The sequence below is a fragment of the Leptolyngbya sp. FACHB-261 genome (genome assembly GCF_014696065.1).
Lineage (GTDB): Bacteria > Cyanobacteriota > Cyanobacteriia > FACHB-261 > FACHB-261 > FACHB-261.
Genome location: NZ_JACJPL010000020.1, coordinates 15,591 through 33,453, shown reverse-complemented (window position 1 = coordinate 33,453; position 17,863 = coordinate 15,591). Strand labels below are relative to the sequence as shown.

22 protein-coding genes and 2 pseudogenes are annotated in these 17,863 nt (G+C 47.8%); 6 read left to right on the top strand and 18 right to left on the bottom strand.

Annotation, left to right across the window (positions count from 1 at the left end; all coding sequences use genetic code 11):
- Positions 1 to 135: 135 nt before the first annotated feature.
- Positions 136 to 492 carry a DUF305 domain-containing protein gene (locus tag H6F94_RS12290; protein ID WP_190802538.1) on the bottom strand — a complete coding sequence of 119 codons (357 nt, stop codon included), beginning with the start codon at positions 490 to 492 and terminating at the stop codon, positions 136 to 138.
- A 440-nt stretch (positions 493 to 932) separates the two neighbouring features.
- Positions 933 to 1,169 carry a hypothetical protein gene (locus H6F94_RS12285; RefSeq protein WP_190802537.1) on the bottom strand — a complete coding sequence of 79 codons (237 nt, stop codon included), beginning with the start codon at positions 1,167 to 1,169 and terminating at the stop codon, positions 933 to 935.
- Between the two features lie 432 nt (positions 1,170 to 1,601).
- On the opposite strand from H6F94_RS12285, the gene H6F94_RS12280 reads away from it, so the two are divergent.
- On the top strand, positions 1,602 to 2,714 hold the full coding sequence (locus H6F94_RS12280; RefSeq protein ID WP_190802536.1) for a cache domain-containing protein: 1,113 nt from the start codon (positions 1,602 to 1,604) through the stop codon (positions 2,712 to 2,714).
- Positions 2,715 to 2,834: 120 nt separating this feature from the next.
- Entirely contained in the window at positions 2,835 to 3,254 is a 420-nt protein-coding gene (locus tag H6F94_RS12275) for a sensor histidine kinase (protein WP_190802535.1), read from the top strand.
- Positions 3,255 to 3,350: 96 nt separating this feature from the next.
- Here H6F94_RS12275 and H6F94_RS12270 read toward each other — a convergent pair whose 3' ends face one another.
- Together H6F94_RS12270 and H6F94_RS12265 are read right to left on the bottom strand one after the other, a co-directional pair.
- Positions 3,351 to 4,025: a response regulator transcription factor gene (locus tag H6F94_RS12270; protein ID WP_190802534.1), complete on the bottom strand. Its 675-nt coding sequence runs from the start codon at positions 4,023 to 4,025 to the stop codon at positions 3,351 to 3,353.
- Positions 4,022 to 5,494: a sensor histidine kinase gene (locus H6F94_RS12265; protein WP_190802533.1), complete on the bottom strand. Its 1,473-nt coding sequence runs from the start codon at positions 5,492 to 5,494 to the stop codon at positions 4,022 to 4,024. The genes H6F94_RS12270 and H6F94_RS12265 overlap by 4 nt, the downstream gene beginning before the upstream one ends.
- 328 nt (positions 5,495 to 5,822) lie before the next feature.
- On the opposite strand from H6F94_RS12265, the gene H6F94_RS12260 reads away from it, so the two are divergent.
- The gene (locus tag H6F94_RS12260) at positions 5,823 to 6,104 is read left to right on the top strand and encodes a hypothetical protein (RefSeq protein WP_190802532.1); all 282 of its coding nucleotides are present in this window, start codon (positions 5,823 to 5,825) and stop codon (positions 6,102 to 6,104) included.
- 253 nt (positions 6,105 to 6,357) lie between these two features.
- Here the strand turns inward: H6F94_RS12260 and H6F94_RS12255 are convergent, their stop codons facing one another.
- The 3 genes from H6F94_RS12255 to H6F94_RS12245 all read right to left on the bottom strand — a co-directional run bounded on the left by H6F94_RS12255 (position 6,358) and on the right by H6F94_RS12245 (position 8,050).
- Positions 6,358 to 6,657, bottom strand: coding sequence for a cupin domain-containing protein (locus H6F94_RS12255; protein ID WP_242041152.1), 300 nt, complete (start codon positions 6,655 to 6,657; stop codon positions 6,358 to 6,360).
- Between the two features lie 183 nt (positions 6,658 to 6,840).
- A complete protein-coding gene (locus H6F94_RS12250) occupies positions 6,841 to 7,389 on the bottom strand; it encodes a cold shock domain-containing protein (RefSeq protein ID WP_190802531.1) in 549 nt (182 codons plus the stop codon).
- Between the two features lie 226 nt (positions 7,390 to 7,615).
- On the bottom strand, positions 7,616 to 8,050 hold the full coding sequence (locus H6F94_RS12245) for a GNAT family N-acetyltransferase (protein ID WP_190802530.1): 435 nt from the start codon (positions 8,048 to 8,050) through the stop codon (positions 7,616 to 7,618).
- 241 nt (positions 8,051 to 8,291) lie between these two features.
- Here H6F94_RS12245 and H6F94_RS12240 point away from each other — a divergent pair, with 241 nt between their 5' ends.
- A complete protein-coding gene (locus H6F94_RS12240) occupies positions 8,292 to 8,687 on the top strand; it encodes an aminoglycoside phosphotransferase/kinase family protein (RefSeq protein WP_190802529.1) in 396 nt (131 codons plus the stop codon).
- Between the two features lie 38 nt (positions 8,688 to 8,725).
- Positions 8,726 to 9,250, top strand: coding sequence for a phosphotransferase (locus H6F94_RS12235; protein ID WP_190802528.1), 525 nt, complete (start codon positions 8,726 to 8,728; stop codon positions 9,248 to 9,250).
- Between the two features lie 44 nt (positions 9,251 to 9,294).
- Here H6F94_RS12235 and H6F94_RS12230 read toward each other — a convergent pair.
- From H6F94_RS12230 to H6F94_RS12180, 11 genes and pseudogenes are all read right to left on the bottom strand, one after another.
- A pseudogene (locus H6F94_RS12230) lies at positions 9,295 to 9,798 on the bottom strand (GNAT family N-acetyltransferase); the annotation flags it as partial.
- A 255-nt stretch (positions 9,799 to 10,053) separates the two neighbouring features.
- Positions 10,054 to 10,566, bottom strand: a complete 513-nt coding sequence (locus tag H6F94_RS12225) for a DinB family protein (RefSeq protein ID WP_190802526.1) — start codon at positions 10,564 to 10,566, stop codon at positions 10,054 to 10,056.
- A 348-nt stretch (positions 10,567 to 10,914) separates the two neighbouring features.
- A complete protein-coding gene (locus H6F94_RS12220; protein ID WP_190802525.1) occupies positions 10,915 to 11,799 on the bottom strand; it encodes an alpha/beta fold hydrolase in 885 nt (294 codons plus the stop codon).
- A gap of 219 nt (positions 11,800 to 12,018) precedes the next feature.
- The gene (locus tag H6F94_RS12215) at positions 12,019 to 12,570 is read right to left on the bottom strand and encodes a hypothetical protein (protein ID WP_190802524.1); all 552 of its coding nucleotides are present in this window, start codon (positions 12,568 to 12,570) and stop codon (positions 12,019 to 12,021) included.
- Positions 12,571 to 12,588: 18 nt separating this feature from the next.
- On the bottom strand, positions 12,589 to 13,341 hold the full coding sequence (locus H6F94_RS12210) for a hypothetical protein (protein WP_190802523.1): 753 nt from the start codon (positions 13,339 to 13,341) through the stop codon (positions 12,589 to 12,591).
- Positions 13,342 to 13,769: 428 nt separating this feature from the next.
- Positions 13,770 to 14,411: a response regulator transcription factor gene (locus H6F94_RS12205; RefSeq protein ID WP_190802522.1), complete on the bottom strand. Its 642-nt coding sequence runs from the start codon at positions 14,409 to 14,411 to the stop codon at positions 13,770 to 13,772.
- A complete protein-coding gene (locus H6F94_RS12200) occupies positions 14,408 to 15,577 on the bottom strand; it encodes a sensor histidine kinase (RefSeq protein ID WP_190802521.1) in 1,170 nt (389 codons plus the stop codon). Before H6F94_RS12200 ends, H6F94_RS12205 begins: the two co-directional genes overlap by 4 nt.
- A 111-nt stretch (positions 15,578 to 15,688) precedes the next feature.
- Entirely contained in the window at positions 15,689 to 15,826 is a 138-nt protein-coding gene (locus H6F94_RS12195) for a hypothetical protein (protein ID WP_190802520.1), read from the bottom strand.
- Positions 15,827 to 16,182: 356 nt separating this feature from the next.
- Positions 16,183 to 16,386, bottom strand: coding sequence for a hypothetical protein (locus H6F94_RS12190; protein ID WP_190802519.1), 204 nt, complete (start codon positions 16,384 to 16,386; stop codon positions 16,183 to 16,185).
- A gap of 160 nt (positions 16,387 to 16,546) precedes the next feature.
- On the bottom strand, positions 16,547 to 16,717 hold the full coding sequence (locus H6F94_RS12185; RefSeq protein WP_190802518.1) for a hypothetical protein: 171 nt from the start codon (positions 16,715 to 16,717) through the stop codon (positions 16,547 to 16,549).
- A gap of 102 nt (positions 16,718 to 16,819) precedes the next feature.
- Positions 16,820 to 17,053: pseudogene (locus H6F94_RS12180) on the bottom strand (VOC family protein); the annotation flags it as partial.
- A gap of 488 nt (positions 17,054 to 17,541) precedes the next feature.
- On the opposite strand from H6F94_RS12180, the gene H6F94_RS12175 reads away from it, so the two are divergent.
- Positions 17,542 to 17,787, top strand: coding sequence for a hypothetical protein (locus H6F94_RS12175; RefSeq protein ID WP_190802517.1), 246 nt, complete (start codon positions 17,542 to 17,544; stop codon positions 17,785 to 17,787).
- Positions 17,788 to 17,863 lie beyond the last annotated feature (76 nt).

Genomic DNA, 17,863 nt, shown 5'->3' with positions numbered 1-17,863 from the left:
TAGGGAGCGCCTTCATCTCCTGTTCTTCACAGATTAGCCGTCATGAGTTTGCCTACTCCTACTGTTAGAAATAGCTGTGTTGTAAAAGACTTTTCTACTCAAGGAAAATGACCTCTTACAACACAACTTCAAAAACTATCTGCCGCCTGTGGCTCCACGAGTGAAGAGGGCACGGCGCATGGTGATCATTCGCTCAATTTGAGCATTCATAGAGGTAATCATTTCCTGCGACATCCTTCTAATCTCTGGGCTTTGAGACTGAAGCCCTGCCTGAGCGGTCTGCACCATCTTGAGATGAGACATAATCATTTCATCCAGCATGCGGACATCGTATTGCGGGTCAGAAGGTCCGACTTGGGCAATGAGAGAACTAGATTCAGCAGAGCTAACTCTGCTAGCACCGTTACTGCTACCCTCTGCAGCCATGCTCGGAGTAGCCAGGGCGAAGCTGAATAGAGTTGCCAAGGCAAGCTTGTTCAAAAGTGAGATCATGGAAAGGTCTTTCCTTTAGCAAATATTGGCTGTGAGCAACTGCGCTCTACATCTCAATCTATGCGAGTAAACTGAGAGAGACCTGAGACCCAAATCAAACACTGGTGAGAACTAGCAGAGAATTCTTTAATGACCGGAGCATTCTATATGCGCCTCTAATGTCTGCAAAACCGAGTTAATATAAACTAATTTGTTTAGAAGCTTAATTTGCCTATAGATTTATAGGGTCGCTTGGCTATTAAATAAGATTAATCTATCCCGAAGCCCAGATTTTAGCTCTATTAACCGTTAGAGCTGTTGAATTTCCCAGATGGCATTAAGCACAAGGATAGAAAATCTATTAATTTAGTTAATTTAGTCTACTGATTAAGTTGGGCTAAAGGCAGCAGAGAACTCTACTTGCTCGTACCTATATCCTGTTGCAATGGCTCTTAGTCCCTTTATCCAATTTTATTTAGCAACTTATTCTTGCAGCGTTTCATCTCAGCAGCCCGAAGTTCAGCTTGAGCCATCGCGTCCTCAGTCGCATAGACATGGCCCGCTAAGTAGAGTGAATCGGTTTGAGTTGGGGGTGTTCCCCTTTTGCCATCCGCAAAACCCGCAAGGTAGAGGTAGAGCCTGGCTTCTGAGCTGTCTTGATCACACATCAGAATCATCGATGGAGTAACGAAGGACATTACACTAGCTTTCCATATTCAGTAACCAAACGCTTCCCCCGTTTGGCTGGCTTTCTACCCTTTCTCCTCGTGTTACCTGCTACATTGTGCCTGCTTCCCCTTTACGCTCTATTAAACCAATCTATACTCCCGCTCAAGCTCAGTGGTGCTTCCAGCAGCGTGAAGATGCGCTGCCTGTGGTTAAGGGTCTCTTATAGCGGCGTTTGGGCGAGGGTTATGAGTATAGTCTCAACCGAGTAAAGCCGGAGTTAACGTCTCGTCGCCCAGTTCACCCTTGAAACACTCTACAAGCCAAGCTCTAGTTGTTCTTACCTAGAAGTTCATGGAAACTATAGCGTCACTGCATTCTGAGCAACGGAGTCATTGCCAATAATACCGAGTAAATAATACCAAGTTAACGTTAGACCTCTTCTTACAACAGGAAAATGCTCAGTGCCTCAATCTCAGCTATTGGTCTTTTGTCTCGGTCTCGTCAGTGCCATCAACCCTCGTTGTAGCCTCAAAGCTCGCTTAGGGTTAGCTATCGGAGGTAGTACTTTTGCCCTCTCACTCTTAGCAGGTCTCGCGATTAGTCACACCGTCAAGGTTCAGGAAGAAGCCAGCATCGGGCGCTCACTCTCTGAGTTAGCCTACCAAATGGCTGACAAGCTCGACCGAGGCATGTTCGAGCGCTACCGTGATATCCAGATTCTCGCAACCCTCGACCCGGTTCGGGCTTCCGGGTATGCTCCAGCAACCCGATGTGCCCTCCTAGAAAAGCTGCAATTGACCTATCCCGACTATGCCTGGATTGGGCTGACAAATCCACAGGGCATAGTTTTAGCTAGCACTGGAACGCTGATGGAAGGCCAAAATGTCTCGAAACGGCCCTGGTTTTCAGGAGCAAAGGCTGGTCCCTACGTAGGCGATGTGCATGAGGCTAAGTTGTTGGCGAAGCTCCTACCTAATCCGACCCAAGAGCCTCTGCGTTTTGTTGACGTGGCTGTTCCTGTGACGAATTTCCAGGGGGACTTCCAGGGAGTCGTGGGGGCTCATCTCAGTTGGTCATGGGCTCGTGAGGTCAAAAGCTCTTTATTGGGACTCTCAGAGCAACAAAACCAGGTTGAGGTCCTGGTGCTCAATCGAGCGGGTCAGGTGCTCCTGGGACCATCCCTTGAGCCCAAGCAATTGTTGAACCTCGCCAGCTTCCAGGCAGCTCTCGCCAGTCAGAAAAGCTATCGGGTTGAGGACTGGCCTGATGGTCGTACTTACTTGAGTGGCGTTGTCCGCAGTCAGGGATACCGCAACTACCCAGGGCTAGGCTGGACCGTTCTGGTTCGTCAGCCTGCCCAGGTTGCTTTTGCCCCGGTCAGGGCGCTTCAATTTCAGCTCTTTGCCTGGACCGCTGGTTTAGGCGTACTGTTCGCGGGTTTGGGCTGGATACTTGCAGGCTGTCTTGCCGACCCAATGCTGGTGCTGCTGACCGCATCCGACAAGGCCAGATCGATATTAAAATCCCAACCCTTCAGGGAACTGATGAACTGGCAGTGCTCTCCGCTTCCTTAGACCTGCAACGGTTGGAGGCAGGCGTTCAGCCCCTAGCCTTGACTACAATCCCCCTCGCAGAATGGCTAGTTTGGGACCACTCAACCGTTCCAGGAGCGGGCTAACAAGCGCCAACAACGCTTGCGGCTGTCCTTTGTCCCCGATCTACCTGCCATTGTTTCTGACTCCAACTGCTTGGGCCGTATCCTGACCGAGTTATTAAACAATGCCTGTAAGTACACGCCTCCGGGAGAGGAAATTGGTTTAGCCGCCCAGGCGATAGGAAACAGGGTTCACATTCGGGTCAGTAACTCTGGCGTTGAAATTGCACCTGAAGAACTCTCCCGCATCTTTGGCAAGTTCTATCGGGTCAGCGGCGGTGCTCCTTGGAATCAAGGTGGAACTGGTCTGGGCTTGTCCTTAGTCCAGAGGTTAGCGGTCCATCTGCAAGGCTCAATTAGGGCCGAGAGCAACTTGGGTCAAACTGGTTTTACCGTCGAGCTACCCTTGGTAGCCGAATCAGAACAAGAACAAAAAGCTGATCAACCTCTTGAGATTTGATGCCTAAAGCAGCTTCCTTTAGTAAAGATCTGATCAGTAAAAGTTCAGTCAATAGAAGCCGACAAAATCATATTGACTAGCGACCAAGAAGCTCCCTTATTCTCGTAGGACATAGCCTACGCCTCGTACGGTATGGACCAGGCGCTTTTCCTGGTTCTGCTCCAGTTTCAATCGTAGGTAGCGGATATAAACTTCGATGATATTGGAATCGCCTGCAAAGTCATAATTCCAGACTTGCTCTAGAATGCGGTCGCGGCTCAGAACCTGGCGAGGATGGGAAAGCAAATATTGCAGTAGATCAAACTCTTTGGCCGTGAGTTCAACCGCTCGATTGCCCCGGTGAACTTCGCGCGTAGAGCGATTGAGGCTGAGGTCCTCAAACTGCAACAGGTCAGGATTCTCTTCTTGAGTGCGACGTAGGTGAGCCCGCACTCTTGCCAGCAACTCCTCGATGCTAAACGGCTTGACGACGTAATCGTCTGCACCTGCATCCAAGCCAGTTACGCGGTCGCTGATTTCGTCTTTAGCAGTTAACAAAATCACCGGCACTTTGTTGCCTGTAGAGCGCAGACGGCGGCAAATTTCTACCCCAGATAAGCTGGGTAGCATCCAGTCCAGAATCACGATATCGGGATTAGATTCGCGGGCGGCGGTCAGGCCAGCAAAACCATCATGGGCCACGCTCACCTGGTACCCTTCGTAGGTGAGTTCCAGTTCAACAAAACGAGCCAATTTGACTTCATCTTCGACCAAAAGAATATGAGTCGTCATAGGTTTTCTCGATAAGAAGGCAAGCTGACTGTGAAGATGCTTCCTTCACCTGGCATAGAGCGTACTGTGACACTGCCCCCCATGCCTTCGGTTAAGGTTTTCACGATTGATAAGCCTAGACCGCAACCCTCACTTGAAGCGTCTCGGGACTCATCTAGTCGGTAGAATCGCTCAAAAATGCGGCTTTGTTGTTGCAAAGGAATACCAGGGCCTTGATCGCAAACTTGGATGGTGACGAACTCACCTGCATGCGCCAATCTCACGACAATTAGAGACTGAGGATCGGCGTATTTCACAGCGTTGTCTAGCAGGTTCAGCAAGACCTGCTTGAGGCGGCTGCGATCTGCTTTGGCGACGGGAGCGGGAATCGCGCTTTCAATGTTGATGTGACGGGAGGCGAATGGCTTACCCATACCCGTTACCTCCGCTGCCAACTCAGCTAGATCAACTGGCTCCAAGTGAAAGCGCAAATTACCGCTATCGGAGCGGGCTAGCTCTAATAAATCCTTGAGGATACGAATCGTATGCTCTGCCTCAGTGCTCGCTGTTGCTAATGCCTCACGTTGGGGCTCGCTCAAATTAGTGCCGCGTTTGAGCACACTCTGCAAGTAGCCATGAACAACGGTTAGGGGCGTGCGTAACTCGTGAGAGACGTTGCCGACAAACTGACGCTGTTGCTCCCAGGCATCCCAAAGGCGTGAGAGCATTTGGTTGCAGGTTTGGGCTAGCTCTTTGACTTCAGTCGGCGCATTCTCGACCCGGAGCGGCCTTTGACCAAAGTCGTGGGCTGAGAGCATTCCTGCCATCTGACTCAGTTGCCGGAGCGGTTGCAAGGCCCGCCTTACATACCAGGCACTAGCGCCAGTGACCGCGAGGCTTCCGAGCAGGCTAGCCAGAATCAGAGCCCGAACTATTGCCTGAAACATGATTTGGTCACGAGTGATATCCTCAGCGACCTGGAGGGTGCCGAGGTTAGTGCCCCGGAGGAGTAACGGCAAGCTGTACAGGATGAAGTAGCGCTGGTTAATCTCGCGCACTTGAGGATAATTGGGCATGGTGGAGAGCCCCATCAACGCCTTCTGCACTGAGACAGGCGGGCTAGTCATTTGCCCAGCCGTTCGCCCAGCCATTTGACTGGATTGTGTAATCAGGTTGCCATCTGCTCCATTGACCCAGATCAAGAGGTTAGAAGTCGTGATCTGGTCGAGTGCCTTTTGCAACCCTTGGGGCACGCTCATCATCTCGCTGTACAGCTCAATGTCTTGGGGCAGACGCTCGGCAATTGCCTGCACATTCTGCTGATGGCTGCCGATGAGCCACTGCTGAAGCGTCCAACTCGTCCAGCCAGCAACGCCGCCCAAGCCCAGCAAAGAGAATGCTGCCATGCCTAAGATCAAACGCACCCGCAGCGATTGCAGATCGATTCGGGGTTGGCGAATAGTGCTTAAGGCACGACTGGCGGACTCCATTAAAGACTCACTGCTCGTTCCAGGGCTGCTAGCTTACGGTGTTGCCTTCTCAATTTAGCTGGAGTGGTCGATATGAAGATGAGGTTTTGCTGAGCCAGCCCGGAGACTTCGATGAGATTGTCGCACTGCGTCTGGATCTAGAGTGCAAGCTGACCGTGCTCAACACTAAGCGGCATCAAAGTTCAGGACTTACGCAGTCTAGGGCAGAGAGAAGTCTCAGACGACTTGATCTAGTTCTGCAATCTGATTTTTCTCATTACTCTCCATATCTGTCATGACTGAGAGCCAATACGCCTGATCTAGTGTGTATCGCTAGGCAGTTCTATTTTTGATTGATTTGATTGCTGAAACGACTAATAGAAACAGAGCGCAACAGAATATTGAGACTAATGTCTCTTTGATTTTTGGTGATATGAGCACAATGAAGCCCTGCCCTTTAATTAAAGCAGAAAAGCTTGAGACACAGAATGGCATCAGATACAATCTGAAGGTTTGCCAATGGTCACTTTTGGCAGTCTTGCCAGAAGAAACACTCAGCAATAAACCTGTACCGATTACAGCACTGATGCCAATTGAATCAATCCATAACTTGGGTGAGGGATCAAAGTAGAAATAAACCATTACCACGTACCAAATGAGGTAACACCATAAAATCGCTTTATCTAATTTGATTTGATAGAAATATTGGATTAACCCTTTCATATATTCAAAGTGCCTTTGTTTTGCATCTCTACCTAACACTTGGATCACTCTTTACCGAAAGCAGTTTGATGGATTGAATAGTTAGGGATGGAGAGCCAAAGAATCTTCTGAAGAGACAAGTTGGTATCCCGCATCGCCTGGGGACACGATTGAGATAAAAACTAAGGGTTCATTGTTGTTATTGAATACTCCATGTACCACCCAGTAGGAGCGACTACCACATCCCCTGCAACGATTGGCTTTGTAGTTCCGACTTGATCCAGATAATATTCTCCCTTCCCAGCTAAAACGGTCCAAGTATCCTGCCCGTTAGGATGAATATGCGCGGAGATTGTCTGACCGGGCTTGATGTACCAGGCTACAACAACCGCATCCTTGGATTCTGTAATGACTGAACGAATTGGCTCTCCATCGGTTGGTTGAAGAAAATTAGAACTGTTGAATATTCTGGTCGTACTCATTTTAGTCCTTATCCTTGATATTCAGTGGAGCGAAAGCAGCAAGTCAGAATATTGAAAACCTAACCAATGATCATGGAGAATCATTAGTCTTGCAGCCTTGCGGCAAAAGCCAGTGGTGACAAATAATTTGGGCCCACGAGGGGCTTCCGTTCGTTGCGTTGCAGCGTTGGGCTAATGGGGGAGCTACCTGGGTGCTTTACGCCAACCATTGGCAATCGCCTCTGACTCTGTACAAAACCATCTTTCTCCACTCGCTGGGTCGATAACGGTTGATTCGTAATCTTCCATACCTGAAAGGTGATAGACAGGGTTACCTGTATTAATCGAGATGTTGCCTTTGATCGTACAGCCCGGTTTTGTAATGGATGCCATTGGAGAAGGCGAACGACTAGGGCTGAATTCCATTGTCAAGAGTGCAATGATAGTTAGGAACCCAAGACCCGCAACAGTTTTGAATAGACGACAGTTCTTCGGTTTCTGCTTGGTTGGTGAAGTTGGCAAAGGTCGAGGTGCAACACCTGGAATTGAGGCTTTAGCTGCACGTATCTTACCGCCTGGTTCAGCAACTCTCTCATACAAAATCGTGTCTCCCACCTTGGGGCGTCGACTTGCTCCTTTCAACACACTGATATGCAAGAAGACTTCTGCACTGCCATCATCCGGTTTGATAAAACCGAAACCCCTATCATCTTTCCACGTTGTCAGTTGTCCTTTACTCAGAACAGGTTTCATGAAACCGCCTCATGCCAATGCCTATTCTGTAGTTTTCCCGGCCTATGGTGAGGTGGCAACATCAGACTATGCTGCGTATCCCAGAGATAACTTCAATACAGCTTGAGCAACAGCCACCGGCAGGTTTACCTGCTGTGCTGCCCTTACTAAGATGTAAAGCCGTTCAACAGCTGTACATCATTACTCTTCTCCACTCACAACGTAGAATGCTGTAAATGTAATCGTCTCACAGCTTGTCATCTAACTCATGATGCTCTCGTAACACACCATCCCTGTGAAACTCAAGTTTTTCAAGCAACTCGATCGATGGAATGTTAAACGCAGCAGTTTGACAATATAGCTTGTTCAAATTGGTTGTTGGAAACAAATCGCCAATCGCTAGAGTCAGCATTTTAGTACCAATACCCTGTCTTCTGAATTTAGGATTCACCATATATCCAAATTCAGCGGAACGATTATGTGGATTGAGATCAAAGTAGTTGAAGCGGCCAACAGGTTCATCGGCTCCACTTAGAAAAAATGACAGTGTCACCACCTGAGCGTTTGGCGGCATTCTCTTGCCATCAATGACAGGACGGCAAGTTCGTTCTTCAAGGCGGTTGAATTGATTCCATTCGGAAAATATATTGTGATGGTCATGAGATGCTCGTTCAAATCGCATACTCCGTTACTGGTTCAATCACTCACCTACCGCTTACTATAAACCGACTCAAGGCTGATCGCTTACTGATAATCTTGAAGCTGCTGCCTCAACCCGTAGCCAAAGCAATACAGGGCAAAAGCCAGCAACGGGAGGCAACCTAAATGATTACACCAGCAGCCTGGGCCTGTGGGCTACTCTGAAGTATTGAGCTGACAATTTTTGAAATATTCTAGAACTAGAATTGCGTTGCTCCAATTCAATGAGCTTTAAGCTTTCATTACAAGTTTGGCTTGCTGACTCTTACGACTTTGCCAAGAATCTAAGCCTGGAGCTATTTCAGTGCCCTGCTGCAACCCAAACGGTACGCATAACAGTCAGAGAGCAAGTTTACTGGCTTTGGCTCTATGTTGGAAGTCATCTCTCTCTTGAACAGGTTGAGGATGAAGCTAGAGCTGTAGAACAGCTCCATCAAAATGGTGTAAAAGTTGCCTACCCTATTTGTCGCAAGGATGGAAAGTCAGTGGGAAATTTTGGAGATTTTTTAGCTGTAGCTTTTGCGAGTGTTGATGGTAGCGAGGTTAAAATTCCTACAACAGAACAGGCTGCTGCTTTTGGCTCTCTGGTTGCAAATATCATTGTTTTGGTAGCGCTTTAAGGCTACCGAGCCGACCATTGATTGGCTATCATTTTCTTGTGGAACAGCCTCTCCAGTATGTAGAACCCTACTTAGCTAATCGGAGGGCAGAGCTTGAAGAACTCCGGTTGATTGCTCAGGAAATGCGAGATCAGGTTTGGCAAGAAGGAAAAGAGACTGAATTACCCGGCGGATTTTGCCATGGGGATGTCCATCTAGAGAATGCGAAGTTCTGGGGCTTGTCCCCAACTATCTTTGATTTTGAATCTTGTGCAATTGGACCTTACACATATGATGTTGCTTGTCATTGGAGAAAGCGGATTCTTGCGAATGGGGATGAATCAGCTCGCAAAAAAGAATGGGAAGCGTTTCTAACTGGCTACCAAGCTAGGCGACCGCTTGAACAAAATGAGCTAGAAGCTGTTCCTGCTCTAGCAACTCTACGTGCAATATGGACTATGGCGCTACCAGCACAACTAGGCGTTACGTGGGGAACTGATTGGCTGACTGACCTCTCGTACTTTGATGCTCACTTCAAGATGATTCGAGAGTTTGCGGAACGTACTCGCAGCAGAAGATTCTAGGGACACCCGCAAGTAGGCTAACGGCAAGCACCAGCGGTGGGTTGTTAGGCGTTGTGGTCATTGTCGGAGTTGAGTTCCAATGTCATCAAATGTTCGTCGTAGAAACGTCCAGCTTTTGAAAATGTCTCTTGCTCAGTACCGTAGATGCGGAAGCCAAGCGATTGGTAAAGACAGAGCGCCGCTTTTTGTTGGGTCATGACAGTTAGGTTCACTCTCCTAATGCTTCGCGTGTTCGCGGCCCAACTCAAAGCTTGTCTGACAAGCGATCTACCACAACCGTTGCTACGGAATGCGGGCAAAACATATAGCCCCCCAAGATGAGCGCGGTGCTTCTCGTTGGGTGCGGAATAGCGAGAAATCCGGACGGTGCCGATGAGTTGATCGTCTTGAAACGCTCCAAAAAAGCAACGCTCATTGCTCTCTATTAGTCTTGTAGCGATCTCAGAGAGATCTGGTTCATCCTCTGGCAACGAGCCGAAAGCTGGGGGCTGCTCCTGAAGCGCAAGCAGACGCACGAAGCGATACGATTCAGCATCAGTAGGAGAAAGCGCTCGTAGGCTGACGGAAACAAGACTCTGTTAAGGCTCGCTGGTTTGGTTTTCATTCATAGCAGGTTGGTAGGAATACCTGGCAATCCCGTTCACGCGGCGCAGGAACTTTTGGTCCCACCGTTGCATTCATTCGGTCGGTGTGTAATAGGCTTTTTAGGTAGTATTCAACAATTACTAAGGCTGCGCCATCTTAAGCCTTGACACTATCTGGTGCTGTCTAGTGCTGAGTCAAGTGTCACAAGGCTTACAGCTCTAATTTAAACCATATACCACGTCTCTTAGATAAACGGTTAAGTCATTCGTCGGGGGTACAGCCGGTACCTGATACATCATGTCACTGACTAAACCCCTATGATAGGTTCCGTGATTAACAATATGGAGAATCATTTCACTACGTGACATAGTCCCTTTACCGCCATCAACAAATCGGAAGTTGACGACTTCTGTTAACTCTTCTTCAGAGATCGAATGAGCATAGTCGAGATACCATTGGTCAATAATCTGGACCGCCTGCCACAGCTCTTCTAATAATGGATAAGTTTCGGTGTTTCTTGTGGTGTATGTATGAGGTTGGTTTTCCAAGTGAGCTTTAAAAATACAATCAATAACAAAAACATGATTCAGTGTATAAATTATGTTTTTGTAGCGAGTCTTGCGTTCTTTAGTTGCTTCACCCTCTGGCAAAGATTTTACAGCTGAAAAGGTAATTTCATTTGCCCAGGCTTTATATCCAGTCAGCCTTTTTACTGTTTGAGACAAACTCATAGAGATTTCTACCTCGCTCTCAGTTATGTCCTGACTATAACTCACATGATGCTCATTACTCAGTAGTCTAGCGTTCCTACTGACTAGACAGAGAAAACTTTTGTACCTTAACGAGAGCTTAGCTTCATTCCGCTGCGATGAGCTGACGCTGGTAAAAGACCTGCTGATTTGCGGTTGGCTGCATGGCGTTTTTATGCTGCTGATAGCTTAAACCATTCAACTTTCATTGTTTGGATAACCATATATACGGCTTAACAATTGATATCGAGCATTCCCGCCAAAGCTATCCTTTCGGTTTGCTTATCCGCAACGCACACTACAAGATGGCGATCGCACTAATGAACCATGTTAATTGGCAGAGAAAAATCGAAGGAGTTCCTCACTCACCGCATCGGGAGCCTCTTCTGGTAGGAAATGCCCACAGTTCAATGCTTTGCTTTCAACCTGTTCGGCATAGTTACCCCAAATTCCGGGAACATCATAGGTACGATGCACAAACCCTTTCGCTCCCCACAACACCAGCAATGGACAGAGAATTTTCTTGTTCAGATCTTGCTGATCATGGTCAAGATCAATGCTGGCCGCCGCACGATAATCTTCACAAGTGGCATGAATTACTTCGGGTTGGCTGAAGCAGCGGAGGTATTCAGACAGGGCTTCCTCCGTGAAAGTTGTTCCTGACGCACTCCATCGCTTTAACTTTTCGGTGAGGTAGTAAGCTGGATCAGCACCAATCAAACGTTCTGGTAAGCCATCGGGTTGAATGAGAAAGAACCAGTGATAGTAACCCGTTGCAAAGTGCTGATCCGTAGTCGTGTACATATAGTAGGTCGGCACAATATCCATCACGCAGGCTCTCAGGACCATGTCAGGATGGTCAAGCGCCAGTCGATGCGTAACTCTGGCTCCACGGTCATGACCTGCAACAAAAAATTCTGGATGGTTGAAGTAAGCCATGACTTCGACGAGATCATCTGCCATGGCTCGTTTTGAGTAGGGAGAGTGATCGGCTGTCGTGGCCGGTTTGGAACTATCCCCATAGCCGCGTAGATCAGGGCAAATCACGTGGAAGTGCTGAACCAGCTGGGGGGCAACCTTATGCCACATCACATGCGTTTGCGGATAGCCATGTAACAGTAACAGTGGCTTGCCCCTTCCACCATGAACTAGATTGATTTCCGCTCTAGTCGTTTGGACTTTGATGGTATCAAAGGCGCTTGTGAATAGTCCCATGATGACGACACCTTGTACTAACCATCAGATACTAAACATAAATTATGACGGCAGTGTTTGGTCTTGTCGATTGCAGTAAGGGTAGGGTATGTTGCGGATAAGCAAACGCACCGGCTCATAATGCTCGAAAGTTCAATAATTCTTCTGGTTGTGGCTACACACAATTAAAGGTACGTCATGCCGCGCCCCACAGGATGGCAATTGCACTGTCCTGATTGTTTAAAGCAACTTTTCAACCAACAGTTCCAGTAGTTGAATAGCGTGATTTATGTCTCCTCGCATTCTTTGAAGTTCCTGCTCGATGCCCTCAATACGCTGAGATACAGAATCTTGAGTTCTTGTATTTCTGCTGGATCGAGAATCTGATGGGTAGGACTGTGCTGCAGATGGTGTTCCTGTAGGAGGGATTAACGTTTGTTCGTTGAATTTTTCGTTGAGTTTATTGACCAGGACAACCCAGCTTTTTGCCTTGAGATTGAAATGAGCTCTGGCATCTTTAAGGCTTTTAAACTGTTGTTGAAGTTTTTCGGCGGTATAGGGCTGGGGTTGAGGAGCCTGTGCTACCTGTTCAAGATCTTCTTCAACCATTTCAACTACCTCATCAATGAGGCGATCGTGGTTTTCGGCGAGTTGGGCAGCCGCTCCCAAGATGCGGGAAGTGGCTTTAATCTGCACTTCATCTTCTTGCCGCAGTTGGTTGGCAATACTGCGAATGCGATCGCCCAGTGTTGTTTTTGGAGATGGAATGATGCGAGTCAGATCGTTGCTCATGCTCATATCCAGGCTTCCCTACTCTGCAAGAATATCTTGAATGGCTTGCCAGATGCGCTTAAACTTTTGCACCAAGCCAATGGGAGAATCCGCAGTGCTGCCTTCCACAGAATCAACAAGGTTCTGAATCCGATCCATGCGGTTGGCCAACTCTTCCAGGTTATTGATGGCGACATCTCTTCGAGAAATGGAGTCACGCAGCAAGACGGTCATTTCACCAATCTCTTGCTTCAGACGCTCGTTTTCTCGTTTGCGACGAGTTTCCCATCCTTTAATGCCCGCTTTTGAGCGACGCTCAAATTTCAGTTGAGTCTGTGACTCGTTGTAAAGGTTGAAGTATTGATCGCGTTCAGTTTGTGTCGTTTCGAGTTTGACTAGAAGTTCACTCCTGTAAACTTTTTCCTGATCGTAGAGCGTTAGATAGGACTGTGCTTGGGTCTGTGCTTCTTGATAAAGGGTGAGAGTAGATTGATATCTTTGCTGCTCTTCTTGATAAAGAGTGAGAGTAGATTGATATCTTTGCTGCTCTTCTTGGTAGAGGGTCAGTGTGGTTTGAGACTGTTCTTGTTCTTGTAGGTAAAGCTGATGATTTTGTTCTGCCTTCTGCTCAGTTTCTTTAATTTTCTCTTGCAATTCATTCTTTTGTGCCCTTAAGGTCATCAGGAGTTGTTTGGACTCTTGGGGAGACGTGGGCTCTAGCCGACGCGACTGCGGATTGTTGACCGAGTTGTCATGGGAATCATCGTGCCGATCGGATCTTCGCATGGGCATCGCAGTATACCAACCTTTAGCAACCTCAACTTTCGAGTATAGGGTACCCAATTTGAGTCGATTTTGCTCGTGTAGTGATTACTAGGTCCAGGAATTTCCCACTGTTCTCTCAGGTGAAAGGCTGCGGGGAGCGAGGTCTTAATCGCCTGATAAGCAAGTCTCGTTCCAGCTTTCAAAACTGAGCCGACATACTCATCCCAGCATAGCTGTCGTTTTTCTGATTGGGTAGGAAGAGATTCAGTTAAGTGGGATGAGGCTAAAGCTAGGTTTTAGTGCTTACTTTGGGTTACGTGAGGAGATTGAGGCTGGGACGAATTCTCCTACCTTAGGTAAGACATCGCTCCATTGCTCAGTTAAAGTTCGGTGGCTTCAGTGAGCTTGGATAGACAGCAAGCCGGGAGAATTTGCGCCGGTTGAAAGTTGCAACACTACCAGCCAAGCAGATGTTGCCTCGCCCAAAGTGCAGCCTGAACGCGATCGCGTAGACCTAGCTGACTCATAATCCGAGTCACATAATTTCTGACTGTCCCTTCAGTGAGATAGAGGGTTTGAGCAATTTCTTGATTATTTTTGCCTTGCCCGATTAAGTTCAACACCTCCAGTTCACGTTTGCTCAGTAGATGTTTAACCTCTTCTTCTGAAAGCAAATCATTCGTTTTTAGTTGGGCGAATACTTTTGGGGCGATCGAGGGTCCTAACTGACTATATCCCAGGTAGACTGAGCGAATTGCAGTCGCGATTTGAGTGGCAGGGGTATCTTTGAGCAAATATCCTAAGGCACCAGCTTTCAAAGACTGTTGAATATACTCATCATCATCAAACATCGTAAGTACCAAGATCCGAATCCAACGATAACGTTGATGGATTTCACGGGTTGCCACAACTCCATCACAGATTGGCATTCTCACATCCATGAGTACCACATCCGGTTGAAGTGAGGGAACGAGCTCAATGGCTTGCCGCCCATCCGAGGCTTGCCCTGTGACTTCTAAATCTGCCTCAAGGGACAGCAGTTTCGCGAGGTCTTGGCGAAAGATCGTTTGATCATCGACGATCAGCAGACGGATCATAAGGGGATCGTGATCTGAATTTTTGTGCCTAAGCCCAAAGCACTGTTAATCGTAAGCTTTCCGCCCAAGAGTTGGACTCGCTCTTCCATTCCTTTTAATCCAAACCCATCATACGAACAAGTTGGATCAAACCCCTGACCGTTATCTTCCAACTCCAAACACAGTTCTTGAGCGGTGAACTGACATTGCAGATGGGCTTCTGAGGCATGAGAATGCTTTTGAATGTTGATTAATCCTTCTTTAACAATACAGTAGACATGATGACTTGTTGACAGTGGTAAAGGCGGCAGGTTGATGTCCCATTGAACACTTAAATCCTGGTTATACCGCAGCTGCTCCATTAAGGCTGTCAGTGCTTGATTCAGATCAAAATCGGCTCTCCGGATAATCTGCAACGAGCGCTTCACTTCCGCCATGCTCTGGCTAGCAAGGAGTTTTGCCATATCAACAGCTTGGGAAGCTTCAATAGGGTCACGATCTCGTAATGCTTGAGCCACGGCTAGCCGAGCATTGAGGTTGGTTAAGAGATGTCCAAGTGAGTCATGAATATCACGGGCAATGCGGGTCCGTTCTAGGGCCGCGGCCAACGTTTCAACCTGCTGCGCAAGCGCTTCTGCTCGATGTCGGCTTTTTTGCTCTGTAATTACGACCAAGCTGAGATAAACCACAAACGCAAGAATGGCAATATGGGTAACGATATACGCCAAAGTCCATTGCCATATCTGTTGCGAACCAGGAAGATTCAGTATCCAGCTCGGACTGTTTTGAAACCGTTGGAGCAGTGTCCAGTAGTACAGTAAAACGTCCAGAAGCGTAATTCCAACGAGGGTCACGCTGAGACTTTTACGCTCCAATAGGAAGCAACTTTTGGCAATGTAAAAATACAGAAGAAGATTCCAATCTAGCCCTAGCAATCGAATCAGAAGCGCCAATAAAACGCCAAACAGAAGATAAATTTGCCTTTGCCAAACTGGGCGATAGGATGGCAAGATCCAGCTCAGGCCAACAAAACCGCTCAGACAAGCCAGTATTCCCAAAAATCCAACCAGTGAGTGGTTAGATTGGCTGTCTAATCCATACACTAAGAGCAAGGCTGACACAAGCAGCCACTCGATATAGCGTAGAGTTTTGCGAAAGGTTGGAGAGAAATCTAACACCGGATTCATATATGGTCTTTTGGCAAGCCTACCTCAAAAACTAAATAGCCTTGCCTAGGTTTTGCTGTCTGGCATTAAACGCAGACGGAAGTTCGAGTACAACGGGCAGGATGGCCTAATTTAATCAACTGCATCTCTATCTTTGTTGCACTTGTCGTGTTGTTGTTTATTTTGAGCGAAAGGGTGTTGCTCTTGCTCAGATTGCTCCTGCTGAGGAAATTTCATAAGTCCTACTCTAATCAAAACATCAATTGTCATTAACCAAGCTCGCACCATTTTACCTCTTTTAGATAAATCTGAGGAAGCAGTGTAGCTGGCCAGATCACTTCGACACCAGTGATCCCTGTCATCACTTGAGTGATTAAATTTATGACTCAGGTCATATTTCTAAGCTGTATGCATCGCATACAGATCATCTCCATTCATTTCGTTTGGCTGCTTAAAGCAATCAGTACCATACATAATGAAGTGCCAAACTAGCACTTGCTTCGCAAACAATGGAGAGAGCAAACTCTTTTCTGCTTTTTGCCTGGTTAGGAAAAGACTCAGTTAAGTGAAATGAGACTGAATCTAAGTTTTGGTGTTTACTTTGCTGGGTTTGCTGCAGCGCACGGTTAAGTACTTACAGTTTCATCAGTCAGTGCTGCAGGCTGTAACTCCTCATTGCTGGGGTCGGGGTACTCGCGGTCGAAATCCACAAAATACATCTTCAATTTTGGGTCACCCGTATGTGCTCGAATCAAAATATCGAGATCCGAGCGATGAGTGGTGAAAAGCTGCCAATAAATGTCATCCCACATCTGCAAGATGGCCCTCATTTGGCTGGGCCAAGTCGCGGCGGTCAAATGGAAATCGCGACTCCAATACAAAAGCTTCAACAGGTCGAACGTCGGAGGCTCTTGGAAGATGGGAAAAAAAGCGCCCTCGCAAAAATGAAGAGATGCCCCCAGTCTGCAAAATCATCTCCTCGAAGTAGCATCAATTGGCTGTCAAGGTCAGCGGCAAAAAGACTTGAACCAAACTGCTTACGTAGGTGTAGAAGAAGTCTGAACAATCTTCGCTAACGCTGCCATGAACGAAGATGGGCGCGCTATCGCCTTGAATAACTTCCACTGACTGCGGATAAACGCGAAGGCCGTGAATCTTCATAGAAGCGTAGAACGCCTAACGGTTGAGCTAACTAGATAGAAAGAAGTAACTGTGCAATTTAATGGACTGCTTTGCCGCCTATGCTTCCTCAGAAAGGAAGGGTTAGTCCTCGGGTTCGTGGCAAACCGCCTCGATGTTGTGCCCGTCCGGACCAATAACGAAAGCTGTATAGTAGTTCGCGTGATAGTGTGGGCGCAAACCAGGCGCGCCATTGTCTTTGCCACCCGACTCCAGAGCCACGCGATAGAAGGCTTCGACTTGCTGGCGATTCTTGACCGTGAACGCCAAGTGAAGATGCGCTGGCTTCTCCTCGGTTTGGTACAGGCACAATGAAGCCTTACCTTCTTGGCTAAGCTCGACACCCTACATCGGCGGCCCCTCCAGATTGAGGCGCACCTCGCCACTGCGCATTTGTCAACTGCTGCAGAGCCCTGGGCGGTACTGTCTAACCGCCCCCGCCCCTCCAGACTTTTGAACGTTATGGTGAGCGCTTTGGCGGTATAGTTTATGCCAAAGAGCGGCGAATCCACTACCCTCTGTTGAGAAAGTTTGACTTAGATTAGCGGAAGCATTATATAAAAAACACTTATCCTTTTGGCGCTATGACCACCATTAAACCAGAAAATCCAGGTATAAACTGAAAAATATTGTTCAAGGTGAAAGCTAGATGTCTGTCTTCTGTTTGGCATCAATGTCAGGTTTGAGCGACCCAGTCTCTCTCCTTGAGATACTCTCCATTCACAGGTGAATTTCTGACAGGTGTTTCTGTAGCGACGGGCACTTGTCCGCCACCACCACACATTCGATAGCATGGAGCGTACACCATGAACAAGTTTGACTCCACTAAACTGCGGACCAAATTTGACAACACCAGCGAAGGCTGGCTAGTGCAGGTATATAGCGGCGATCGCCGCCTGCTCTGCGTGCTCGAGTCGTCTCATGACTGGACTTTTTTGTTGGGCTGTGGGTTCGGTCTCCTACTGGCGGTGGGGTGGTTTAACCTCGCCAGTTACAGTCCATCCACGACTTATGAACCGTCAACAGTTCCCCCTGAAATGTGGATTGATTAGCTCAGTCATTGCTAGAAGAGTGGTGTCCACGCAACTCTTCCGATTTGGCTGATCCCATACCGTCCTCAGTGCAATA

Bases quoted from the DNA above. Each gene is read 5' to 3' on its own strand.
- H6F94_RS12290 (WP_190802538.1), bottom strand. From the start codon at position 492: ATGATCTCACTTTTGAACAAGCTTGCCTTGGCAACTCTATTCAGCTTC.
- H6F94_RS12285 (WP_190802537.1), bottom strand. From the start codon at position 1,169: ATGTCCTTCGTTACTCCATCGATGATTCTGATGTGTGATCAAGACAGC.
- H6F94_RS12270 (WP_190802534.1), bottom strand. From the start codon at position 4,025: ATGACGACTCATATTCTTTTGGTCGAAGATGAAGTCAAATTGGCTCGT.
- H6F94_RS12265 (WP_190802533.1), bottom strand. From the start codon at position 5,494: ATGGAGTCCGCCAGTCGTGCCTTAAGCACTATTCGCCAACCCCGAATC.
- H6F94_RS12255 (WP_242041152.1), bottom strand. From the start codon at position 6,657: ATGAGTACGACCAGAATATTCAACAGTTCTAATTTTCTTCAACCAACC.
- H6F94_RS12250 (WP_190802531.1), bottom strand. From the start codon at position 7,389: ATGAAACCTGTTCTGAGTAAAGGACAACTGACAACGTGGAAAGATGAT.
- H6F94_RS12245 (WP_190802530.1), bottom strand. From the start codon at position 8,050: ATGCGATTTGAACGAGCATCTCATGACCATCACAATATATTTTCCGAA.
- H6F94_RS12240 (WP_190802529.1), top strand. From the start codon at position 8,292: ATGAGCTTTAAGCTTTCATTACAAGTTTGGCTTGCTGACTCTTACGAC.
- H6F94_RS12225 (WP_190802526.1), bottom strand. From the start codon at position 10,566: ATGAGTTTGTCTCAAACAGTAAAAAGGCTGACTGGATATAAAGCCTGG.
- H6F94_RS12220 (WP_190802525.1), bottom strand. From the start codon at position 11,799: ATGGGACTATTCACAAGCGCCTTTGATACCATCAAAGTCCAAACGACT.
- H6F94_RS12215 (WP_190802524.1), bottom strand. From the start codon at position 12,570: ATGAGCAACGATCTGACTCGCATCATTCCATCTCCAAAAACAACACTG.
- H6F94_RS12210 (WP_190802523.1), bottom strand. From the start codon at position 13,341: ATGCCCATGCGAAGATCCGATCGGCACGATGATTCCCATGACAACTCG.
- H6F94_RS12205 (WP_190802522.1), bottom strand. From the start codon at position 14,411: ATGATCCGTCTGCTGATCGTCGATGATCAAACGATCTTTCGCCAAGAC.
- H6F94_RS12200 (WP_190802521.1), bottom strand. From the start codon at position 15,577: ATGAATCCGGTGTTAGATTTCTCTCCAACCTTTCGCAAAACTCTACGC.
- H6F94_RS12195 (WP_190802520.1), bottom strand. From the start codon at position 15,826: ATGACAATTGATGTTTTGATTAGAGTAGGACTTATGAAATTTCCTCAG.
- H6F94_RS12190 (WP_190802519.1), bottom strand. From the start codon at position 16,386: ATGAGGGCCATCTTGCAGATGTGGGATGACATTTATTGGCAGCTTTTC.
- H6F94_RS12185 (WP_190802518.1), bottom strand. From the start codon at position 16,717: ATGAAGATTCACGGCCTTCGCGTTTATCCGCAGTCAGTGGAAGTTATT.
- H6F94_RS12175 (WP_190802517.1), top strand. From the start codon at position 17,542: ATGAACAAGTTTGACTCCACTAAACTGCGGACCAAATTTGACAACACC.